We start from the raw sequence: 19,377 nt of genomic DNA, 5'->3' as shown, positions 1-19,377 counted from the left end.
CCTAACTAATTTTTTGTTTAAGATCCATGAGGGTTGCTTTTAGTAAGTTAATTGAAGCTCTATCCGGCTTAAATATCACCTCCACTAAATTTCTGTCCTCATCAATAAGCTGTTCAATTTCCTTTCTTCTACCTGGACTTACTATAATTTCATCAACTGAAGATATAAACTTGTTTACTTCATCAAAATCTTCAGTAGTAGTATATTTTACATTTAGATGGTCAATTCCTGCCGCATCTAAAGATTTAAAAAATTTGTCAGCAAAGTTTTTAGATTTGCAAACTAACCCAACATCCGAACCTGGCTTTAGACGCGCTATTTTAACAACAGTTTCAAGCTGTAATTCTAGAGCAATAGCAAGGATATCTTTTTTCTGTGTTCCAAGTATTTTTTTGATCTCAGCCAGGTGAAAGAAAGTTGATATCACAATATCTACATCTTCTAGAACTTTTTTGTAATGATTGGGCCTTTCTTTAAAATCATCTAATAGTACTGGAGTTATAGAAACTCCAGAATCTAGCTGCAGTTCGTTAGCAAAGTATTCAACTTGTTCTTGGTTACATTCAATAAAAGCAATTTTTACCCTGTTAAGTAGTTCTTTTTTCTCTCTGGCGCGAACATGAGTTATAGCAAGATATTCGTCAATGTTAAATCCTAGCTGAGAAGCCTCTTCCATTGCTATATCAATAATCTTTAAAAGCCTTTCTTTTCTGCTTTCATGTTGAATACTATCATCCAAATCAGCAACAAAAGTTCCTCTCCCCTGGTGACTAACAAGGACCCCCTCTGCCTCAAGCTCCTTATAGGCCATACTGACAGTATTTCTGCTAACATTAAGTTGTTTAGCCAAATCTCTTTCTGTAGGAAGTCGTTTCCCTCTTTCCCAGGCGCCTGTCTCTACAAATCGTTTAATATTGTTTTTAATTTGCACATATAAAGGAATGTCTTTATCCCGTTCTAGATAAAATTCCAAATTGATACACCTCCGTGAGCATCAGGCTTTCAAAGTCCAATTTTAGATTGCAAACATAATCCTTGTGCCAATTTTTACGCCAATTCATAGTCTAATCCTTATATTCTAGTCCAATCTTATAATTCCTTTTTTCTACTATATTTTAATAATTTTTTTATTAAATGTTTCATTATACTTAAATTATTTCCTTATGAACTATCTTTTTTACATAGTTTTTCTTTCATATCCTCTAAATACGAATAAGGTACATACACGTCACCAATTTGAACCGGTGGGTCATCATCACCATGATAATCAGAACCACCACTTACCAAAAGTCCATTATCCTTAGCTATCTTATACCAGTACATTTGTCTTTCAACGCTTACTTGACTGGGGTGACTAATCTCAATACCATCTATTCCCCATTCAATAAACACATCTAGTAGTTGTGAAGTGTTATCATTTGAATGGTCCGGGTGAGCCAAAAAGGACAGCCCGCCACTTTCTTTAATCAGGTTTATAGCATCTTTGGGGTTAACCTTGGATCTTGGCACGAATCCTGGTCTTGCTGGTTCTAGAAGTTCATCAAAGGCTTCATTCTCACTCTGTACATATCCTTTTTCTACAAGTTTTCTTGCAATATGGGGCCTACCTATGGTTCCATCTTTCGATAAATTTTTGATCTCTTGATAATCTATTTCAATACCAATACTACCTAATTGATCCAATATATTTTTAACTCGATTCTCCCTTATTTGCTTATAACTTTCTAGCTGGACGGCTAATTTTTCATTAAGAGGATCAATGAAGTAGCCTAATATATGGTATTCTACACCTTCATATTTTGAAGAAATTTCAATACCGGGAATCACTTCAATAAAATCAATTTTTTTCAATTCTTGAAGACCCAAAATAGTATCATGATCAGTTATAGCAATCGCCGAAAGCCCACTCTGATAGGCTTTGTTAGCTATTTCATACGGGGTAAAAATCCCGTCCGAATAAGTTGAGTGAATATGTAAGTCAACTCTTTTCTCTTCTTTATTTGCCATAAAAAAACACCTACTTAATAGTTAGTTTAATTTAGATTCTGGTGCAAAAGTTAATTTGCGGATTTTATGATTTTTTTGCAAAATACATCTTAATGAGAAAAAGTAAGATATAGGCCTAATGCCAGGATGGCATTAGTTGATTTAGCTCAGGATGAGCGATTAATCAGGTAGCCGTATATCGAACTTTTTTGAATTATAGATGTACCAAAAAAATCATTCTATTCAAGCAAATTAACTTTTGCATCAGAATCTAAGATTATCTCTACATAATTATATTATACTAAAAAATATAAAAATTCTTACAAAAAAAGCGCCCTAAAGGCGCCTTTACTTTAACGAGGCTGTACAATTAGTTTTATTGCTGTCCTTTCCTCCCCATCAATCTCTATGTCCGTAAAAGCAGGAATACAGATAAGATCCATTCCACTAGGTGCCACAAATCCTCTTGCTATTGCTACTGCCTTAACTGATTGATTAAGTGCACCGGCACCTATAGCCTGAATTTCCGCACTATTTCTTTCTCTAACAACACCTGCTAAAGCACCTGCAACAGAGTTAGGATTTGATTTTGCTGAAACTTTTAATACCTCCATAACCTTGATACCTCCTCAAGCTACTATTGTATTTATTCCCTTAGTAATTTTTTCGACAAAAGAAAAATATTTCCTTTTTCTCAATTAAACTTTTTTTAAAAATTATGAGTTTCGAATATTCTTTCTATATTTGTAGATTTGCCACTCTTTTCATCAATGTCAATAACCGCAGCATTTAACTGCACATCTCCACCGGCAACTTCAAATCTACAGGGAAGTTTAGTTAGAAATTTTTTCACAATACTTTCGTGTTCCATTCCCAAAATTGATTCAATTGGACCAGTCATTCCAACATCAGTTAAATATGCAAGTCCATTAGTAAAGATCCTTTCATCAGCAGTCTGGACATGTGTATGAGTACCAATTAAGGCAGAAATACGTCCATCTAAGTAATAAGCTAGAGCTAATTTTTCTGATGTGGCTTCAGCATGAAAATCTAAGAAAATCATTTCTGTCTTATGAGCAATTGACTTAATTATCTCATCCGCAGCTCTAAAAGGACAGTCTAACTCTTCCATAAAAACCCTACCGGATAAGTTTATAACGCCTATCTTAACACCATTTTTTTCATATACTTTGTATCCTTTACCAGGAGTACCAGGAGGATAGTTAGCAGGCACCAATAGTCTTTCTTCACTATCAACAAAATTATAAATCTCTTTTTTGTCCCAAACATGATTACCCATTGTTAAAACATCTATTTCATAATTAAAGAGTTCATCAGCTGTCTTTCTGTTAATACCAAGTCCACCTGCTGCATTTTCACCATTTGCTATTACAAAATCAACCTTATAGTTTTCTTTTATTTTGGGTAATAAATCCCGAGCACAGTTTCTTCCCGGCCTTCCCACAATATCACCAACCATTAATAAACGCATTAAATTTCCCCCTATCGCCCACGAGTTTTATCTAAGATGACTAAAGTAAAATAAGTGTCCCTATTAAACCTAAAGGGACACTTATTATTAATCATTTTGCATAATCCACTGCACGGGTCTCACGAATTACTGTTACCTTAATTTGGCCTGGATATTCAAGTTCTTCCTCTATCTTTTTAACTATATCTCTAGCGACATTAATACTTCCAGTATCTTCGACTTTGTCAGGTTTCACCATAATACGTATCTCACGTCCGGCCTGAATAGCATAAGCTTTGTCAACACTTTCAAAAGAATCTGCCAACTCTTCAAGCTTTTCTAGTCTCTTAATATAGGCTTCAAGAGTCTCTCTCCTTGCCCCTGGCCTAGCTGCAGAGACTGCATCAGCAGTCTGTACGAAAACAGCTGATAAAGATTCAGGCTCCTCATCCCCATGATGGGCGGCAATAGCATGTATTACATCGGGGCCTTCTCCATATTTTTTGGCCAAATCGGCTCCTATTGCAACATGATTACCTTCCATTTCGTGATCAACTGCTTTTCCAATGTCATGCAAAAGTCCGGCACGTTTTGCAATCGCGGGGTCTACCCCTAATTCATTTGCCATGATAATAGCTAAATGACATACTTCTATAGAATGCTGAAGAACATTTTGTCCATAACTGCTTCTGTATTTAAGCCTTCCAAGAAGCTTTATCAGTTCAGGGTGAAGTTTGTGTACTCCTACATCTAAAACTGCTTGTTCACCCTCTTCTCTGATGTTTTCTTCCACTTCTTTGTTTGCTTTTTCTACCATTTCTTCAATTCTTGCTGGATGTATTCTGCCATCAGAAACAAGCCTTTCAAGAGCAATCCTTGCTATCTCTCGTCTTATAGGATCAAATCCAGATAATATAACAGCTTCCGGGGTATCATCAATAATTAGGTCTATTCCAGTCAAAGTCTCAAGAGTTCTGATATTTCTACCTTCACGACCTATAATTCTTCCTTTCATCTCATCATTTGGAAGGGATACCACCGATACAGTCGATTCTGCAACATGGTCAACTGCGCATCTTTGTATAGCTGTTGTAATTATCTCCCTAGCTCGTTTGTCAGCTTCTTCTTTTGCTTCCTGTTCAGCTTCTTTGATTAATTTTGCTTTCTCCTTGGTCATTTCTTCTTCAACACGATTTAAAAGCAGTTCTTTAGCATCCTGTGTTGTAAGACCAGATATCCTCTCTAATTCAGCAAGCTGCTTTTTGTGTAGTTCGTTAAGTTCTTCTTCTCTATTAGCTAGCTCTTCTTCTTTTTCTACAAGCTCTTTTTCTTTTTGTTCAATGCGTTTTCTGTTTTTTTCTAAAGATTCTTCTTTCTGCTCTAGTCTTCTCTCCTGTCTTTGGAGTTCTGACCTTCTGTCACGACTTTCTTTTTCTAATTCTTTACGCTGTTTATGAATATCTTCCTTGGCTTCAAGGATAGCTTCGCGTTTCATAGATTCGCCCTGCTTTTCGGCTTCACTAATTATACGCTTAGCATCCTCTTCAGCGGAAGTAATTTTAGCTTCAGCAATAATTTTGCGGATAAAATAGCCAAGAATAATACCAATAAGAACAGCTGCTAAAGGTAGTGCGATCACTATTAAGTTGTTAATTAACATCCACCTCCCCATCTTTTCATGATATTATAAATAAAAACCGGACAACATATTTTTTCTAATTTTGACTGAACTTACAAATTCTAATTAATAAAATAAACTAAAAATTAATTAATTTATCCAATGAAACCTAACAAAGAATACTACAGATACCGATAAATACTAAACCCAATACACTAGATTTTCTCCTCAATTTTATACCTATTTATAACCAATGTCAAGAAAAAGGACCCTACAAGGGGTTCTTTAAAAATCTAAAATATTAACTATTATTTCATAAGAAAAGCCTTTTCTCTGTAAATAAGCACCAACTTTTTGTTTTTCTTCATAAGTTAAAGTTGATATTTCACTGTTGTATTTTTTTTTAAAAGCTTTTCTAGCTAAATTTAACTCTTTATCTTCATCGATAATTTCATGAATAGCATGTTTAACGATGTCTTGAGAAATGCCTTTTTGTTTTAACTTATATTCCAATAATTTGGGGCCGTCTTTACTATTAGAAATCTGATAGTTTAACCAATCTACAGCATACTGATAATCATTTAAGTAATTAATCTCGCTTAATTTCTCCACTACTAAGTTTATTACCCGGCTAGAATAACCTTTTTTCTTTAGATGATTCTTCACTTCTGATACAGTTCTAGGCCTATAAGTAAGATATTTCAAGGCTTGATTAAATCCTTTTTCTTCTAACTCTTTTGCTTCTAACCATTCATCGCTGTTCATTATTCTTCAGCCTTCATATCTTCTTTTTCGCTTTTGTCCTTTTTACTTTTATTATTTGTATCCCCTGCTTTTTTGCCGTTTTCTTTGTCTTCTTTCTCCGAATCAGGTGTTTCCTCAAAATCCAGGTTATAATGTTTTTTTACCTGGAGTTCAATTGCCTGAGCTATTTCCGGGTTATCTTGCAAGTATTTCTTTGCATTTTCTTTACCCTGGCCTAGCCTGTCCTCGCCATAAGAATACCATGGCCCTGATTTGCTAACAATTCCAAGATCACTTGCCAGGTCAAGTAAATCTCCTTCTCTAGAGATGCCCTCACCATACATTATGTCAAACTCAGCTTTTCTAAACGGCGGTGCTAGTTTGTTTTTAACAACTTTTATCCTTGTCCTATTCCCAATAATATCATTTCCTTTTTTTAATGATTCAGTTCTTCTTACTTCCATCCTTACAGAGGAATAAAATTTAAGAGCTCTACCACCGGGAGTGGTTTCAGGGTTTCCAAACATCACACCAACTTTTTCTCTTATCTGATTGATGAATAATGCTGTTGTTTTAGACTTGCTAATTGAACCAGAAAGTTTACGAAGAGCTTGCGACATTAATCTAGCCTGAAGCCCTACATGGGAATCTCCCATTTCACCTTCAATCTCTGCCTTGGGTACAAGAGCTGCCACTGAATCAACTACTACAACATCTACTGCTCCACTTCTAACAAGAGCTTCTGCAATCTCAAGGGCCTGTTCACCGGTATCAGGCTGAGAAACCAATAATTCTTCCGTATTTACTCCCAAATTTGAGGCGTAGCTGGGATCTAGAGCATGTTCTGCATCAATAAAAGCTGCATTACCACCATTTTTTTGGGCTTCTGCTACAATATGAAGGGCCACAGTAGTTTTTCCCGAGGATTCAGGGCCATAAACTTCCACCACCCTACCTCTTGGCACTCCACCAATACCAAGTGCAACATCTATAGACAAGGCGCCTGTAGGAATGGTAGCTACATTCATCTTAGCCGAAGATTCACCTAACTTCATAATTGAACCCTTCCCAAATTGCTTTTCAATTTGTTGAAGGGCGACGTCTAGAGCTTTTTGTTTTTCCATTATTTCCCCTCCCAATCTATATTATGCCTTATAGGCTTTTTATTCCCCATACTCTAAATTTACCAAGTATTTTTGGGGTATAGATCTAATTCTAGCTTTCTTCCGGCACTATGTCAATATTTCCCGGAATCACCCGTTCCACCCGATATCCACCTTCAAGATGAGTAATTTCGATTAGGTCAACAGCCAAAAGCTCTTTCTCTTCACTCATGTGCAAAAGCGCAAGGCTAAAAGGGACATCTTCATCTACCTGAAATCCTCTTATCCCAGCAGCCCCTGTAGTACCAGCATTAATTAATGTTGAGTTTTCTTTGATCTCGATATCTTGTTGATGTGTATGACCGGTTAATACTATAGGTGTTTCAGAAAAAAACTCTTTCGCTATCATAGGATGATGCACCCCTAATATATCAGGAACTACACCCGAGCTGTCAATGACATCTTCTAACCGCGTTGTATAATCCATCAAGGTTTCTTCACTTCTTACGGCCATTTCAGTAGATATAGCAGAAGGATCTTCAATCCCTGCGATATTAAAACCCATAACTTCAACAATATCTTCTCTTAAAATTATAACATTTGGGATTTGTTCCATCCTCTCTACTACCTGTGGGGAATCGTGATTTCCCGGTATAAAAATATAAGGGATCCCAAGTTCATATATCCTGCTAGCTAGTTCTGCTTCCACCGGTGTACCATAATCTGTTATGTCTCCTGTGTCTATAATCATATCTGCACCAAAGCTACTGCTAATCTGAAAGATAAAGTCATAAGCTGCAGGGTTATTATGAATATCGGAGACATGAAGTATCTGATATTCTCCATCAATAGTACCTAGGGTCCCCACATTTTCAATTCTTTGAAATAAATTAAATAGGTTAACGCTTATAATCTCTAACTGTTCTCCAAGTTCACCAATTTTTGTTAGACTTTCTTCGATAACTCCCATCATCCAGGGAAAAGATTCTAATGCCCCTTCAAATTCGGGATTCATAAAAGCCATGTAGTCATAACTAAAAACTGTACCGGCCAATATCAGTGCCAAAACTAAAAAACCAATAACACTCCCTAAGATTAATTTCTTTTTGTCTCTATATCCTATAATTAAAGTCCCCAAAAAACCCCCTAAAACTGAAAGTCCCAGGATTTTTATTGTAAAAATTCTAGCTGTGGAGATTAATTTTCCTTCCCATTTGTCTGCGAATTCATCGGTGCCAGTATCAGAGACTTCAAGATAACTACTTAACTCATCCAGGTCAATCTGCTGAAGATTAACTCCAATCTTCAAAGGAGAGATGTGTGTATTCGCTCTCATAGTCCCAAAAGGGGTAAGTTCAACTTCCGTTAGGCCACCATGCCAAATTTGTGCATCAACCTTTATTTCAAAAGGACCTACATCATATATAGCCGTGCTAAATACAGAAACTAGCATGAAAGCTCCTAGTATTGAAGCCATAACTATTTTTGCGTACGGCCTAACATTTATTATAATTTCTCACCACCAATACAGCTATATTTCTGTTTTCTATATTTCTCTATCACTATATTTTTTTATTCTCTTTCTTAACAAGTCGAGAGCACTGTTAGACATCCACTCTTTGTTAAGTTCTCTAGAGCCTTGTAAGTTTATTTTTCTTGTATAACATCCTTCGCTGTCAGAAACAGCCAAATAAGTAAGACCGACCTGATTTCCTGTAGGACCAGCAAATCCAGTAACTCCAAGGCCATAATCAGCCTTACTCTTTTTCCTAATCATTTCTGCCATCTCTTTTGTCAATTTCTCATTAACTGCATCATTTTCATCAATTATTTGCCTATCTATTTCTAACCATTCTTCCTTAGCTTTTTTAGTATAAGTAACCATACCGCCTAATATAACATTGCTTGCTCCTTCTACTTGTGTTAATTTATGGGATATAAGTCCACCGGTAACAGATTCTGCAACAGCAAGGGTCTTGTTATGTTTTTTTAAAATGTTGACTACTACTTTTTCTAGGGTGTCCTCATCCGCTCCAAATATGAATTTGCCCAGTCTCGATTTTATTTCATCCTCTACTTCTCTTATTTTTTCTTTTGCCTTTATTTCGCTTCTCTCTTTAGCAGTAATCCTTATGTGCAGCTGTCCAGTCTTTACAAGAGTAGCAACCGTAGGATTATCTAGCTTTAATAAGTCTGCTAAAATTTCATCTACCTTTGATTCTCCAATCCCTATCAACTTTAAAACTCTGCTTACAATTCTTGATTTATCCGTCGGCTCTAGTCTAGCAGTCAGAAGAGGCATTAACTCATTATCTATCATTGGGTTTAATTCCCGGGGTGGTCCAGGCAGCATAGCGACCATAGTTTTGTTTTTTTCAAAAAGAATACCTGGAGCCGTACCATATTCATTGCTCAAAACCAAGCTGTTTTCAGGCACCAGGGCCTGTTTCTTATTATTTTCACTCATTGCCCTACCCATACCTTCAAAAAACTTCTCTAACTTTTTAAGCCAGTTTTCATCCATTTCTAATTTGAGGTCGAAATATTTTGTAACTACTTCTTTCGTTAAATCATCCTGAGTTGGACCAAGTCCACCCGTAAACACAATAAAGTCAGATCGTTTTGCAGCAATATCCAAAGTGTTCCTAAGTCTTTCGGGATTATCTCCTACAGCGGTATGAAAATAGATATTAACTCCTATCTCAGCCAATCTTCTTGATATAAATTGAGCATTTGTATTTGTTATCTCCCCTAATAATAACTCAGTACCAACTGATATAATCTCAGCTTTCATTATGTATATCTCCTTTCTAAGTTTATCTTTCTGTCGTATTTAATAAAAAGGGAGTAGAAGACTATCCTACTCCCAAAGCTTCACGTAATTCTTCACCTGTTAACTGTTCATCTTCTTTTAGTTTTTCCACTAAATATTCAAGCTTTTCACTTTTGTTTTTCAATATATCTGTTACACGTTCCTGCTGTTCTTTAATTATTTCTCGTATTGCCTTGTCAACCTGGTCTTTTGTTAGACTTTCAAACCTTACTATCCCTAGTGTTGACATGCCTGCTTTTATCATTTCGGTAGCAAGCTGTGCAGCTTTTTGGAAGTCATCCATGCTCCCAGTACTTTTTTCACCCAAAAGCATCTCTTCTGCCATACTTCCTGCTACTAGTACAGCAAGCTGATTTTTTAGGCTATTTTGGGTACGAAGCAGGCTTTCTTCAACTGGATTATGACGTGTATATCCAAGGGCTTTTCCCCTGCTTGTTATAGTCACTTTAGCCACAGAACCAGGTGTTACCACTTCACTTATTAATGCATGTCCAATTTCATGAACAGAAATTCTCTCATAATCATTTTTGCCGGGTTTTCGTTCTAATTTTTCTCCCATAATCACTTTTTCTATAGCATCACTAAAGTCTCTCTCTGTTATTACTTCTTTGTTTTCTCTCAAAGCTTTAATAGCTGCTTCATTAGAAACATTCTCAAGGTGTGCCCCCGAAAACCCTATAGTCTCCTGGGCTATCAAGTCAAAGTCAAATTCTTCTTTTATAGGCTTGTCCTTACAGTGAAGTTTCATAATTTCAAGTCTTCCTTGACGGTCAGGCAAATCTACTCTTACCCTTCTATCAAATCTTCCAGGTCTCAAAAGAGCATCATCCAAAATTTCCGGTCTGTTTGTTGCGGCAATCACAAGGATTTGAACTTGTTCGCTGATTTTTAGTCCATCCATTTCCACTAGAAGTTGATTTAAAGTTTGGTCATATTCCATATGGCTTGAGTTAGAGCCTCTTTTCGCCCCCAAAATATCTAACTCATCTATAAATATTATAGCACTTGTTTTGTTTAATTTTGTAGCTTCTTTTTTAGCTTTTTTAAATAAATCTCTAATACGTTTAGCTCCAACTCCTGCGTACATCTCAATAAAATCACTTCCTGAAGCCGGGATAAAAACTGAATCAGTATAATTAGAAGCTGCTTTAGCCAGAAGGGTTTTACCTGTACCAGAAGGCCCTTCTAACAGGATCCCTTTTAGGGGTCTAATCCCCATTGATTTAATTTCTTCTGGACGCTTAACAAATTCTAATGCTTCTCTTAGTTCATTAATTGCTGTATCCTGACCTCCAATTTCCTCAAATTGAACTTTTGGTACTACATCTTCTTTTCCTCCACTTAAAATATTGACAAAACTATTTGTGGTCTTTGACTTCATCGGAAATACAACAAAATATAACACCCCGACAACCACTAATACAAAAATCACAGGTGCAACATTAACTCCTATCAAGGCAAGTCCAATCAAAATTGCAATACTAACTCCCAAACTTAGTTCAATTAACATATTAAGCACTCCCTTGATTACTATCTTTAGAATTATTATCTAACAGATAAAGCAAATAACCATCATCATCTTCCATCTGTACTAACAGCCTCTGGTCAGTCAAAATGTGGATTTGATAATGGTTAAGCTCATGGCTTTCCAAAATTTTATCTATCTCATCTTGCATTTCACTGTAATTCCCTCTTTCTTTAGCTTCATAAAGAATAAAATGAATATCATAGAATGCATTTTGCAGGTTTTGATTTTTTTCATCATATTTAAAAACTAGTTCATTCTTTTTATCATCTAAAATTGTTTTGATTTCCTCTTCAACATCCATAATTGTCCTATTTAAATAAGGATGATACTCCAATTCTATTTCGATGTTGTACCCATCATTATCATTTTCTTCTATCTCATATGCTATTACCTGTTCCTGACTTTCAAGGTACTCTGACAAAGGTTGGTTATACTTAGTATCGTTCCAAAAAGAAAAAACAAGAAAAAATAAACCCAGGGCAACAAAGCAGGATAAGATTACAATTGAGCCTTTAAAGTTTTTTCTATTCATTTTAATCCCCTTTCTAGTTTACATAAAACATTATAACATAAACAGGGTATTACAAACAATTTACTAAATAAACCAAAAAAAAAGCCCATACCTATTAGTAAGGACTTTTCTTATCATCTGTTCTATTTACCAAGTTTTATAACATCTTTGTTTTTGTAAAAATAATCTACTCCGGATACTATTGTAATGACCACTGCTAAAACCAAACTTATATTTACTAGTAAACCCATTGAAACAAGTTCTTCAGAAGCTGTACTCCAAGCAGATTCTAACCCTGCCTGAAACATCAAAGCAGAGATAGCAACAATCTGAGTAATTGTTTTTAATTTTCCCAGTTTACTAGCAGAAATAACGATATTCTCCCCTGCTGCTATCACCCTAAGTCCAGTAACTGCAAATTCCCTTCCTATTATAACAAAAGCTATAAAAGGATGTAATTTGTCCATACCTACAAGGGCAATTAAAGCAGCTAACACAAGCATTTTATCAGCCAAAGGGTCGAGAAATTTTCCAAAGTTTGTTATCTGCTTTCTACTTCTTGCAATATACCCATCTAGAGCATCTGTAGCTGATGCGATTACAAATAGCCCAAGGGCTACAAATTCACCATAAGGTAGTCGCATTAGTAAAAAAATCATAAACAATGGTGCCAATATTATTCTTGCTATTGTAATTTTATTTGCTAAATTCATAGTCTATTTCTCCAATTAAATCATTTTCTAAAATTTGAGTTATCTTTACACTTACAAAGTTTCCTTCATCTAAGTTGCTATCTGAAATTATAACACTCCCATCAACTTCAGGAGCCTGATACTTAGTCCTTCCAAGATATGTTCCTGGCTCATCTTCTAGTTCTTCATCTATCAACACCTTAAATGTTTTGCCAATCCATTTACTTCTTTTCTCCTTCATTATCTCCTGTTGTAATTTGGTTGCTTCTATGTATCTTTTTTCTTTTTCTTCTTCATCAACTTCATCTTTATATTCATAAGCCTTTGTATTTTCTTCTTTTGAATATTTAAAAATCCCTGCTTGATCAAATTTCATTTCTTGTATAAAATCTAACAGTTCATTAAATTCCTCTTCGGTTTCACCTGGAAAACCTACCATGAAAGAAGTCCTAATAACAATATCAGGTATATTAGCTCTTAGCTTTTGTAAGAGTTGTTTGATTTCAGGTTTAGAACCGCCCCGGTTCATCCTTTTTAAAACTTTTTCATTTATATGTTGAAGTGGTAAATCTACATATGGACAGATCTTATTCTTCGCTGAAACTGTGTTTATTAGTTTATCATCAATCCTTGAAGGATGTCCATACAAAAATCTAATCCAGGTTATCTCAGGTATAGTTGTCAATTCTTCTAAAAGTTCGCTTAATTTATATTCATCATATATATCCAGACCATATCTTGTAGTGTCCTGAGCTATCAGATTTATCTCTCTAACCCCGACGCTTGCCAGTTTTGTTGCTTCTTTTTTTATTGAATCTATACTCCTACTTCTAAATCCGCCCCTGATTGAAGGAATTGCACAAAAAGAACAGTGATTGTCACAACCTTCAGCTATTTTTATATATGCACTTCCTCTATAATCGGAGTAATCAATAGAGAGTCTTGGATCATCGTGGGAATACATATCAGTCTTTCTACTAAAGTCATCCTTAACTTCTTTCCCGGCAAAAAATTTATCTAAAGTTTCGCCTATTTTGTCCCATTGGTCAGTACCCAGCAAAACATCTATCTCAGGCATTTCTTCTTTTAGCATACTTTCGTATCGCTGGGATAAACAGCCACATACTATTATTACATCACATTCCCCAACTTCTTTGTACCTAGAAGCTTTTAAAATAGCTTCTATAGATTCCTCTTTAGCATCTTCAATGAACCCGCAGGTATTTACTATTAAAGCATCTGCTTGATAATTATCTTCTGTTAGTTGATAGTTATGGGATTTTAAGTGTCCAAGCATTACTTCAGAATCAACTTGATTTTTGGCACATCCAAGTGAAATAAGTCCTACTTTTTTCAGTACTAGCACCGACCTTTCCTTATCTCAATTTTCTTAGGCAAGTATATTATATACAAAAATTACTGTCAAAAAATATTTTTTGCCTGCTCATTGTCCTTCTAAACTATATTATTGTTCTTCTAAAGCTATGTTAAAATAAAATGGAGATGTTGTGCTGTAATCATGTTCTTCTAAATCTGATATAAAATCATAGTTTTCTTCATTTATAATTAATTCAATAGCAGTAGGATTTCCAATCAATACCACAAATTCTTCTTCTGCAGTTATAGAAAAACTATCTCCCTCTCCATACATTCCACTCATTTCAGGCTCACTTCCATCGTCAATTATAAAATTTCCAAGCCAGCATTCACCTTCCACTATATTACCTTCGATTTCAATATTATCTACATTACTTATAGTATAATTAAAATAATCCCAGTCATTATATTCTTCCACTGATTCAAAATTAATCTCTTGTTCTTCATCCTGGACGAATTCTTTTTCTTCGTCTTTTTCATCTATATCATTCTCATCATTTTCCGTCTCTTTGTCTTCTTTATCTTCTAATTCTTCTTTATCCTTATCGTTCTCTACAATATAATCATTATCATCACCATTTAAGTCTATGGACATTATAAAATTATAACCACTCCAAATACCACCTACTATAACAACCAATAAAATTACAGCCACTAGACCTTTTTTAATCCCTGAGCTAATAATTGGATTATCGCTAATCTGTTCTATAGGAATAGATTTTTCCTTTTTTTCTTTTTGGGGTTTTTGAGGCTGCCCTGGTCTCTCCTTCTTGTCTTTATCAGCTGTTGATTCAGGCTCTTCTTGTTCATCTTCATCCATTTTAAAATAAAGTTCATATTCCTCCCACAGCTCTTCATGATCAAGCCCTACAATATCCGCGTAATTTCTTATTGAACCCTTTGCATAAACATCTCCTGAAAAAACAGAAAAGTCATTAGATTCAATTGCTTTAATATATTTTGCCCTTAGCTTTGTAATCTTCTGTATGTCTTCTATAGAATACCCCATATTTTCTCGGGCCTGTTTTAGCTTAGATCCTAAACGATCTACATTTTCATCACTCATAATATAGCCTGCCTCCTCTCAGGTGAAAAAGGCTAAAACCATTAATGTTTTTCGCTAAAATTCATAACATTGTTTACACTTCTTTATTTACAGTAAATATCCTTCACATACACAAAATATTATCTACTTTTATTTTCACCATCATTGTCAGAATCCTTCTTCTCATAATTTTCTTTTTCTGTAATGTGCGTATCATGTTTACTTTGATTCTTCTTGTTATTATTTGATTTTTCATCATCATTTTTATTATTAGTGTTTAAATCACTTTCCTCTTTTTCCCTTTCTTCAATATAATTGTTGATCTGCTCTTTACTAAGTAAAATTTTCCTTGGTTTACTGCCTTCAAACCCACCTACAACCCCTCTTTTTTCCATCTCATCTATTAGTCTAGCAGCCCTGGTATAACCAACTCTAAACCTTCTTTGAATCAAAGATATAGATGCCTGTTTTGTTTCTAATACAAGTTTAATAGCATCTTCTAGTAACTCGTCCTCATCATTTTGAGAGTTGTCTACACTTTCGTTCTCATCATTGCCGTTTTCTATTAGCTCTTCTTTATACTCAGGAGATGCCTGTTCTTTAATCTTGTCTGCTAGAATTGAAACTTCATCGTCAGAAATAAACGCTCCCTGTATCCTAATTGCCTTATTACTGTTAACAGGACTATAGAGCATATCACCTTCACCTAGAAGTTTCTCAGCACCAGAGCTATCTAAGATTGTCCTAGAATCTGTTTGAGACGATACAGCAAAAGCAATTCTAGAAGTTATATTAGACTTAATTACTCCAGTAATAACGTCAACAGATGGTCGCTGCGTAGCTACAATAAGATGAATCCCGGCAGCTCTTGACATTTGAGCAAGTCTAAAAATTGCATCTTCTACTTCTGTAGGGGCAACCATCATCAAGTCAGCAAGCTCATCTATGATAACAACTATATAGGGCAATTCTTTTTCTCCCTGCTGGGAAAGTTTTTTGTTATATCCTTTTATATCTCTAACATCAGCTTCTGCAAATAACCTATATCTAGCTTCCATCTCTTTCACAATGTTTTTTAAAGCAGAAGCTGCTTGTTTGGGGTCAGTGACAACTGGTGCTATCAAATGAGGCAGACCATCAAAAGATTTTAGCTCAACCACTTTAGGGTCAACTAGTAAGAACTTTACTTCATCAGGTTTAGCTTTGTATAAAATACTTGTAATCAATGTATTGATACATACACTCTTACCAGCTCCAGTGGCCCCTGCAATAAGAAGATGAGGCATCTTTGAAAGGTCTACGACCACTGGCTCTCCCGTTATATCTTTTCCTATAGCCAGTGTAAGAGCAGACATTGATTCCTGGAATTTTTCACTTTCTAATACGTCTCTAATATAAACAACAGAAACTACATCGTTAGGAACCTCAACACCAACGGCAGATTTCCCGGGAATTGGAGCTTCTATCCTTATATCTGAAGCTGCCAAACTCAGAGCTATGTCATCAGCAAGGTTAACTATTTTGCTCACCTTAATTCCTGGAGCCGGTTGCAGCTCATACCTGTTAACAGTAGGGCCTCTTTGAATTTTTGATACTTTGGCTTTTACACCAAAAGATTCTAGCGTTTTAACTAATAATTGAGCTTTATCATTTAAATCTTTTTTATTTGACATTTCAGAAACGGTTTTTGGAAACTGTTTTAAAAGTTCTAGATCAGGAAGTTTATAATCATCAAATTCATCCTTATCACTATTTTCATTGTTTAATGAATACACTGTTTGAAAACTTTCGCTTTTATCTTCCTTGTTATCTTCGTTATTTTCCTTCTTTTCGCTGTTTTTACCTTTAATAGCTTCAAAATCATATACGGGAACTTCAGTATGTATTTCTGTATCATTATCTTCAGCTTTTTCGTTATCTTCTTCAAGGTTCTCCTCTAATCCACCCTGGTCTTTTTTATAGTTTTCCATCTCTATGACGTTGTCGTCATACTTTTCTTTAGCAGGTGTATCATTTGTGAGTTCTTCTCTACTTTCAGTTTCATTATTTGCCCTTCTCTCAGTTAATAATGTTTTTAGATATAATAAACTGTTTTTTAGGCTTTGCAGCTTGTACCAACTTGCAAACAAAAAGCGCTTGGTATAATCCCCTAACTGCTCAAAAGTAGTATTTGTCAAAAGTAGAAAAGACAAAAATCCGCCTGAAGCAAGAATTATTAGTGTGCCTATTTCACCCAGGGTTAACAAAAATAAAGTGGAAAATACACCACCAATTATTCCTCCACCCTCTCTTTGGACAATTAGACCCCAACTTTCGCTAATTATTTCTCCCCTGGACATAAAGTCACTTTTCAAAATAATTTCAAGATGACTACCAATTATTATTAAAGACAAAATAATACCAAAACCTATAAATCTACTACTCATGTCCATATTTCTTTTAACTAAAGCAAACCCTCCAATTACTATTAAAAAAAGCGGTATTACCCAAGCTTTATCACCAGCCATTAGGGTTAAGACCTGCTTAAGCATGCCACCCAAAAAGCCCGTCTGCTCTGTTAAAAATATACTAGAAAATGAGATAAGTGCCAGTACTATTATCCCTACACCTTTTATTTCAACATTTTCTGTTTTCCTGTCTTTGTTATTTCTCTTTTTTTGCTTAGATTTAATTTTTGCAGCCATTTAGTTTACTCACCTCTAGGTAATTACATGATCTTAGATAACCTTAAGGGTTACTCACTTAAGCATACTCATTATATCATACAAAAACTTTCTACAAACAATCAAGGGCTAAAATAATTATTTAGGATAAACCAAATAAACTATTTTCTCCATCTGATTCCATAAAGGAACTAACATTAGAGCTGTCATTAGATTAAATAGAGTATGGGCATTAGCCAAAACCCTACCTGGAGTAACAGCAGTGATTTCTACAATTACTGAAAAATAAGGCAGTATGATGACAAAAATAACTACACCCATTATATTAAAGATGAAGTGAAACACAGCGCCTCTTTTGCCATCTACACCAAGGCCTGTGCTAACCAACAAAAGAGTGCTGCAGGTTCCTACATTAACACCAAATGCAGCAAGAAGTGATTCTTGAAGCGTCAGGATACTTTCTTCTATAAGCACCACTAAAATTCCTATTACTAGACTACTAGATTGAAATACTGCACTTGTTAAACAACCAAACATAAAAGCACCAAAACCAGAATCAATAAGTTGAAATAAATCTATCAAAGTATCTGAATAATATTCAGCAGTGTTTTTTAACATATTAAGACCAAAAAATATACAGCTAAAGGACACTAACAAGTTAAAAGTAGAAGTTAGTTTTTTTATTTTTTTTGCTAATACTCCAGTCAAGACAGTAAGTAAAATGAGTGGAGTCACAAGCTCATCTGTAGGTATTGAATAAATCTGCCCGCTTATTGTGGTCCCTAAATTTCCTCCAACCAAAAACATGGCTGTCTGCTTTAGAGAAAGTACTCTTTTGTCAAGTAGCAAAAGCACTATAATACCTGTAGCACTGCTGCTTTGACACAGTGCAGTCAAAAAAGTTCCGGTTAAAAATAATACAGGTGGTGGACTGTTAATCGCTGCCGTAGATAAACTACTTGGCTTAAACTTGTCAGATAAATATACAATCCCAAAAATAAATGTTAAAAAACCAACCAGTGCAAAAATTAAATTCATTAAAAACACCTTAAATAAATTTTATAAGTACATTTTAGTCTCCCAATAACAACTATATTAAAATGGGATTGTAAATTAGACCACCTTATTATTTAAGTCATCAAGTCTATTTCGGTATCATTTGGAACAATGCCCTTTAAGTAGCATTTAAGTACTATTTCATCTCTTTGATTTCTAAAAACTACTTTAGCCCTAGACCTCCTGCTATCGTCTATATCCTCAATAGTAAAAATACAAGTTATCGTATCTCCAAAGTAAACAGGTTTTAAAAATTCAAAATTCATCTCTGTTGCAAGCCACCCAAGCTCTCCTCCAATCTCTGTTACCATGCTGCCTACTAATAAACCGTGACAAATTCTATCTTTAAAGTTTTTCTTTTTAGCAAATTTTTCATTATAGTGCACCGGATTGTAATCCCTTGAAATATTTCCAAAAGCTATCATATCCTTTTCGTCAAAAGTCCTTTTAATAGTAAAACAATCATTAACTTCTAAACCTCTTTTTAATTTTTCCTTGATACTGTAATTTTCCATAGTATCCACCTCACCTCACCTTTTATGGGCACCTGCTTGCTACCAACGTGTCGCAAGATTTTGCGAAAAATCCCGCAAATTAAAAGCTCCCACTTATGATAGCAGACAGATGTCTTTAATAAAAGTATCAGCAATGAATTATTTTGATCTATATTTAAAAGCCTGGCAGCGATATTAAATATTATAATACCGTACCAGGCTTAACTAAATTGGGGTTATGAATAAGGCTGCTATT

17 protein-coding genes are annotated in these 19,377 nt (G+C 35.0%); all 17 read right to left on the bottom strand.

Features of this window, described 5'->3' with window-relative positions; genetic code table 11:
* Nucleotide 1 precedes the first annotated feature (1 nt).
* A complete protein-coding gene (locus ACONDI_RS05215) occupies nt 2-973 on the bottom strand; it encodes a GntR family transcriptional regulator (protein WP_241080425.1) in 972 nt (323 codons plus the stop codon).
* A 188-nt stretch (nt 974-1,161) separates the two neighbouring features.
* Entirely contained in the window at nt 1,162-2,007 is an 846-nt protein-coding gene (locus ACONDI_RS05210) for a PHP domain-containing protein (protein WP_241080424.1), read from the bottom strand.
* Nucleotides 2,008-2,339: 332 nt separating this feature from the next.
* The gene (locus ACONDI_RS05205; protein ID WP_241080423.1) at nt 2,340-2,600 is read right to left on the bottom strand and encodes a stage V sporulation protein S; all 261 of its coding nucleotides are present in this window, start codon (nt 2,598-2,600) and stop codon (nt 2,340-2,342) included.
* Between the two features lie 95 nt (nt 2,601-2,695).
* Nucleotides 2,696-3,478, bottom strand: a complete 783-nt coding sequence (locus tag ACONDI_RS05200) for a TIGR00282 family metallophosphoesterase (RefSeq protein WP_241080422.1) — start codon at nt 3,476-3,478, stop codon at nt 2,696-2,698.
* Nucleotides 3,479-3,569: 91 nt separating this feature from the next.
* On the bottom strand, nt 3,570-5,117 hold the full coding sequence (gene rny / locus ACONDI_RS05195; protein WP_241080421.1) for a ribonuclease Y: 1,548 nt from the start codon (nt 5,115-5,117) through the stop codon (nt 3,570-3,572).
* A 243-nt stretch (nt 5,118-5,360) separates the two neighbouring features.
* Nucleotides 5,361-5,840, bottom strand: a complete 480-nt coding sequence (locus ACONDI_RS05190; protein WP_241080420.1) for a regulatory protein RecX — start codon at nt 5,838-5,840, stop codon at nt 5,361-5,363.
* On the bottom strand, nt 5,840-6,943 hold the full coding sequence (gene recA / locus ACONDI_RS05185; RefSeq protein WP_241080419.1) for a recombinase RecA: 1,104 nt from the start codon (nt 6,941-6,943) through the stop codon (nt 5,840-5,842). Before recA ends, ACONDI_RS05190 begins: the two co-directional genes overlap by 1 nt.
* 91 nt (nt 6,944-7,034) lie before the next feature.
* Nucleotides 7,035-8,375 (bottom strand): metallophosphoesterase family protein, encoded by a 1,341-nt coding sequence (locus ACONDI_RS05180; RefSeq protein ID WP_241080418.1) that lies wholly within the window; start codon nt 8,373-8,375, stop codon nt 7,035-7,037.
* A gap of 93 nt (nt 8,376-8,468) precedes the next feature.
* Entirely contained in the window at nt 8,469-9,716 is a 1,248-nt protein-coding gene (locus tag ACONDI_RS05175; RefSeq protein ID WP_241080417.1) for a competence/damage-inducible protein A, read from the bottom strand.
* Nucleotides 9,717-9,777: 61 nt separating this feature from the next.
* Entirely contained in the window at nt 9,778-11,265 is a 1,488-nt protein-coding gene (locus ACONDI_RS05170) for an AAA family ATPase (protein WP_241080416.1), read from the bottom strand.
* A gap of 1 nt (nt 11,266) precedes the next feature.
* The gene (locus ACONDI_RS05165; RefSeq protein WP_241080415.1) at nt 11,267-11,815 is read right to left on the bottom strand and encodes a hypothetical protein; all 549 of its coding nucleotides are present in this window, start codon (nt 11,813-11,815) and stop codon (nt 11,267-11,269) included.
* A 122-nt stretch (nt 11,816-11,937) separates the two neighbouring features.
* Nucleotides 11,938-12,507: a CDP-diacylglycerol--glycerol-3-phosphate 3-phosphatidyltransferase gene (gene pgsA, locus ACONDI_RS05160; protein ID WP_241080414.1), complete on the bottom strand. Its 570-nt coding sequence runs from the start codon at nt 12,505-12,507 to the stop codon at nt 11,938-11,940.
* Nucleotides 12,491-13,852, bottom strand: coding sequence for a 30S ribosomal protein S12 methylthiotransferase RimO (gene rimO, locus ACONDI_RS05155; protein WP_241080413.1), 1,362 nt, complete (start codon nt 13,850-13,852; stop codon nt 12,491-12,493). Before rimO ends, pgsA begins: the two co-directional genes overlap by 17 nt.
* A gap of 99 nt (nt 13,853-13,951) precedes the next feature.
* Nucleotides 13,952-14,929 carry a helix-turn-helix domain-containing protein gene (locus ACONDI_RS05150; RefSeq protein WP_241080412.1) on the bottom strand — a complete coding sequence of 326 codons (978 nt, stop codon included), beginning with the start codon at nt 14,927-14,929 and terminating at the stop codon, nt 13,952-13,954.
* A gap of 119 nt (nt 14,930-15,048) precedes the next feature.
* Nucleotides 15,049-17,592, bottom strand: coding sequence for an FtsK/SpoIIIE family DNA translocase (locus ACONDI_RS15630; RefSeq protein ID WP_277397813.1), 2,544 nt, complete (start codon nt 17,590-17,592; stop codon nt 15,049-15,051).
* A gap of 117 nt (nt 17,593-17,709) precedes the next feature.
* A complete protein-coding gene (locus ACONDI_RS05140; RefSeq protein WP_241080411.1) occupies nt 17,710-18,609 on the bottom strand; it encodes a Na/Pi symporter in 900 nt (299 codons plus the stop codon).
* 92 nt (nt 18,610-18,701) lie between these two features.
* A complete protein-coding gene (locus ACONDI_RS05135; RefSeq protein ID WP_241080410.1) occupies nt 18,702-19,142 on the bottom strand; it encodes a MaoC family dehydratase in 441 nt (146 codons plus the stop codon).
* Between the last annotated feature and the right edge of the window lie 235 nt (nt 19,143-19,377).

It is taken from the genome of Natranaerofaba carboxydovora, from assembly GCF_022539405.1.
Lineage (GTDB): Bacteria > Bacillota > Natranaerobiia > Natranaerobiales > Natranaerofabaceae > Natranaerofaba > Natranaerofaba carboxydovora.
This window is presented reverse-complemented; position numbering and strand designations above follow the sequence as displayed.

Excerpts from the sequence above, each read along its gene's own strand:
- ACONDI_RS05210 (WP_241080424.1), bottom strand. The coding sequence starts at position 2,007 with ATGGCAAATAAAGAAGAGAAAAGAGTTGACTTACATATTCACTCAACT.
- ACONDI_RS05205 (WP_241080423.1), bottom strand. The coding sequence starts at position 2,600 with ATGGAGGTATTAAAAGTTTCAGCAAAATCAAATCCTAACTCTGTTGCA.
- ACONDI_RS05200 (WP_241080422.1), bottom strand. The coding sequence starts at position 3,478 with ATGCGTTTATTAATGGTTGGTGATATTGTGGGAAGGCCGGGAAGAAAC.
- rny (WP_241080421.1), bottom strand. The coding sequence starts at position 5,117 with ATGTTAATTAACAACTTAATAGTGATCGCACTACCTTTAGCAGCTGTT.
- ACONDI_RS05190 (WP_241080420.1), bottom strand. The coding sequence starts at position 5,840 with ATGAACAGCGATGAATGGTTAGAAGCAAAAGAGTTAGAAGAAAAAGGA.
- recA (WP_241080419.1), bottom strand. The coding sequence starts at position 6,943 with ATGGAAAAACAAAAAGCTCTAGACGTCGCCCTTCAACAAATTGAAAAG.
- ACONDI_RS05180 (WP_241080418.1), bottom strand. The coding sequence starts at position 8,375 with ATGCTAGTTTCTGTATTTAGCACGGCTATATATGATGTAGGTCCTTTT.
- ACONDI_RS05175 (WP_241080417.1), bottom strand. The coding sequence starts at position 9,716 with ATGAAAGCTGAGATTATATCAGTTGGTACTGAGTTATTATTAGGGGAG.
- ACONDI_RS05170 (WP_241080416.1), bottom strand. The coding sequence starts at position 11,265 with ATGTTAATTGAACTAAGTTTGGGAGTTAGTATTGCAATTTTGATTGGA.
- ACONDI_RS05165 (WP_241080415.1), bottom strand. The coding sequence starts at position 11,815 with ATGAATAGAAAAAACTTTAAAGGCTCAATTGTAATCTTATCCTGCTTT.
- pgsA (WP_241080414.1), bottom strand. The coding sequence starts at position 12,507 with ATGAATTTAGCAAATAAAATTACAATAGCAAGAATAATATTGGCACCA.
- ACONDI_RS05150 (WP_241080412.1), bottom strand. The coding sequence starts at position 14,929 with ATGAGTGATGAAAATGTAGATCGTTTAGGATCTAAGCTAAAACAGGCC.
- ACONDI_RS15630 (WP_277397813.1), bottom strand. The coding sequence starts at position 17,592 with ATGGCTGCAAAAATTAAATCTAAGCAAAAAAAGAGAAATAACAAAGAC.
- ACONDI_RS05140 (WP_241080411.1), bottom strand. The coding sequence starts at position 18,609 with ATGAATTTAATTTTTGCACTGGTTGGTTTTTTAACATTTATTTTTGGG.
- ACONDI_RS05135 (WP_241080410.1), bottom strand. The coding sequence starts at position 19,142 with ATGGAAAATTACAGTATCAAGGAAAAATTAAAAAGAGGTTTAGAAGTT.